The organism is Paraburkholderia sp. BL25I1N1, assembly GCF_003002025.1.
Lineage (GTDB): Bacteria > Pseudomonadota > Gammaproteobacteria > Burkholderiales > Burkholderiaceae > Paraburkholderia.
This window is the reverse complement of the sequence record NZ_PVZB01000067.1, coordinates 1-2,769: the sequence shown is the minus strand read 5'-3', so window position 1 is coordinate 2,769 and position 2,769 is coordinate 1. Positions and strand designations below refer to the sequence as shown.

The 2,769-nt window shown below is 64.0% G+C and carries 2 protein-coding genes; both read left to right on the top strand.

Going from position 1 to position 2,769, the window contains the following annotated elements; all coding sequences use genetic code 11:
• Positions 1-120: 120 nt before the first annotated feature.
• Positions 121-2,073: a type VI secretion system baseplate subunit TssF gene (gene tssF / locus B0G73_RS39835; RefSeq protein WP_106286485.1), complete on the top strand. Its 1,953-nt coding sequence runs from the start codon at positions 121-123 to the stop codon at positions 2,071-2,073.
• Positions 2,074-2,125: 52 nt separating this feature from the next.
• Positions 2,126-2,769: type VI secretion system Vgr family protein (locus tag B0G73_RS39830; RefSeq protein WP_258194187.1), on the top strand; the 644-nt coding region annotated here is incomplete at its 3' end.

Genomic DNA, 2,769 nt, shown 5'->3' with positions numbered 1-2,769 from the left:
TGGGAACTGGAACTGCGCATCAAGCCACAGGGCGCACCGCCTGCGGTGCTGGGTGGAACGGAACAACTCGGCTGGTCCAGCTGGCTTGGACAGGCACCCACGGATGCGCCGATTACCGGCATGCGCTTCGAACCGGAACAGTACGTGGAGCAGTTGGCGAGGCGATCCGTACCGTACCGTCAACGCCCGGAAACCGGCGCGGGTGATCTGCTGGCGTACTACAACGAGGAGTTGCTGTACCTGCGCGAACTTGCCGCCGAGTTTGCACAGGCGCATGTAAAAATCGCCAGGCGTCTGGGCATGCAGGCGGGCGAAATCGGCGATAGGTATGTGGAGCGGCTCGTCCAGGCATTCGCTTTCATGTCCGCTCGCATGCGCATGAAACTGGACGCCGCGTTCCCCGACTTCACGCGCCCCCTGCTGCAATGCCTCTATCCGAATTACCTCGCGCCGACGCCATCGATGGCGGTGGCACGGCTATACCCGGATCACGTCAGGAGCAAACTTGCACAGGGGTTCCAGGTGCCACGCGGCAGTCCGTTCGCCTCCCCCGTGCCGGAGGGCGGCGGCTGCATCTGCCAGTTCCGCAGCACCCAGGACGTCACGCTCTATCCGCTGGAAATCGTCAGCGCCCGGCTCACCGGCATTCCGCCCGATATCTCCGCGCTTGACCGTTACGTGCGCCCGGACCGGAACGTATGCTCCGCGTTACGCCTGCGGCTGCGAGCCACCGGCAGCGCCACCATCGGACAGCTGCGCGGTCTGGATCGCCTGCCGGTCTATCTGGCGGGCGACGTGCGGCTTGCCTCCCAACTGTTCGAACTCCTGCATACCGGGGCGGCCGCATCGGTACTCGCCGCGCCGGGGAGTTTTGCCACTGCCCAGGAGCCGCTGCACGTGGTGCGAAACCAGGCCGTGATGCATGAAGGCTTCGGCACGGATCAGGCAATGCTGCCGCTTGTCTGGCCGAAGTTTCACGGCCACAACCTGCTGCACGAATATGCCACCTGTCCCGAGCGCTTCCTGTTCTTCACGCTCACCGGACTCGAGGCGGGCCTGCGCCGGATCGAAGCTCAGGAGGTCGAGATCGTCGTGCTGCTCGACCGCCCGGCAGGCGAACTGGTCAACCGGGTCGATGCCTCGCATTTTGCGCTGTTCTGCACCCCTGTCATCAACCTGTTTCCTGTCACGATAGACCGGCTCGAACTGCCTGAGAACAGCACGACAGCATCCCTGCATGTCGATCCACTCGCGCCCGCCGACTACGAAGTGTTTTCAGTCGGGGCACTCTCGGGATTCGAAACCAGGGAATCCGCGAGTCTTGAGTTCCAGCCGCGGTATCCGACACTGGCCCGCGACGAGAACAGCACCGGCCGCTATTTCGTTACCCGTCGCGAGGCCGCCCGGGGCACCGATCTGGCGCGTCGCTACCAGACACGCGCCACCTACGCGCCGGGCGACACACTGGTGTCGCTGGTCGATGCGAACGGCACGCCCGCTCATGACAATATCCGGTTCATCACCGCGCAGGTATGGGTGACGAATCGCGATCTGCCGAACCTGCTGGCCGTCAACGGGGTGGACGATCTCAGCACGGTCGTCAATGCACCGCTTGCCAGCGTCGGACTGATACGCGCGCCGGGCACGCCAAAGCGGCCGCTTGCACAGGGCGCCACCGCCTGGCGGCTGGTGCGCCAGCTCAATTTCAATCATCTGCCGCTGGAGGACGCAGGCGGCGCGGGACTGCGCGAACTGCTCCTGCTCTACCGGACCGGCGACAACCCCGGCTTCGTGAAGCAGGTGCAGGCAATCACAGGCGTGCAGATGCAGACGGTGACGCGCCGCCTGCCCGGTACCGGCGATCTCGTTTTCGGCTGCGGCACCGGCTGCACGCTCACCGTCGATGAAGGAGCGCTTGCAGGTGAAAGCCCGTATCTGCTCGGCGTGATCCTTGAACACTACCTGGCGCGCCACGTCCCGATGCATACCTTCGTGCAGACCTCGATGCGCTCGGTACAGCGCGGCCCCGTCGCGCTCTGGCCGCCCCGCATGGGCACCCGCAGCGCGGCCTGAATGGCCTGAGTGGCCGTGAGCCGCATCCATTCATCCTGGAGGAAGGACACTCATGCTGGATTTTTCGACCCGCCGCACCATCACCGTGAGCGGCGCGGCGTTGCCGGAATCGCCATCAGGCGAGCCCGCACTCGTGCTCAGATCAATCCGTGGCGAGGAAGCCCTGTCGGAAATCTACACCTACACGCTGGACATGGTGACGCCGCAAGACCTCGACATATTCAGCGACGACGCGGCGAACCTCGACCTGCGTGCCATGATCGGCAGGCCGCTGACCGTGGCTATCCAGCTTGAAGGGATGAGCGAGGTTGCCGGCCCTTCGTGGACGTCGAACATCGGCTGCAGCATGCGTGAGATCAGCGGCATCGTGACCAGCGCCCGCTTTGTCGAACAGCAGGACCGGCAGAGCCATTGCCGGCTCACGCTGCAACCCGGCCTCTGGCTTGCCGGGCAGCGCTCGGATTACCGGATCTTCCAGCGTAAGAATGTTATCGACATCATTCGCGAAGTGCTGCGCATCTATCCGTTTTCGTGCGCCTGGCGCACCAGCCGGATATACCCGCGACTGGACTATCAGGTCCAGTATGGCGAAACGGATTTGAATTTCGTGCAGCGGCTGATGGCTGAGAACGGCATCTACTGGTTTTTCGAGCACTCGAAGGGCTATCACCGGATGGTGTTCGTGGACCATGTAGG

Bases quoted from the DNA above. Each gene is read 5' to 3' on its own strand.
- tssF (WP_106286485.1), top strand. From the start codon at position 121: ATGCGCTTCGAACCGGAACAGTACGTGGAGCAGTTGGCGAGGCGATCC.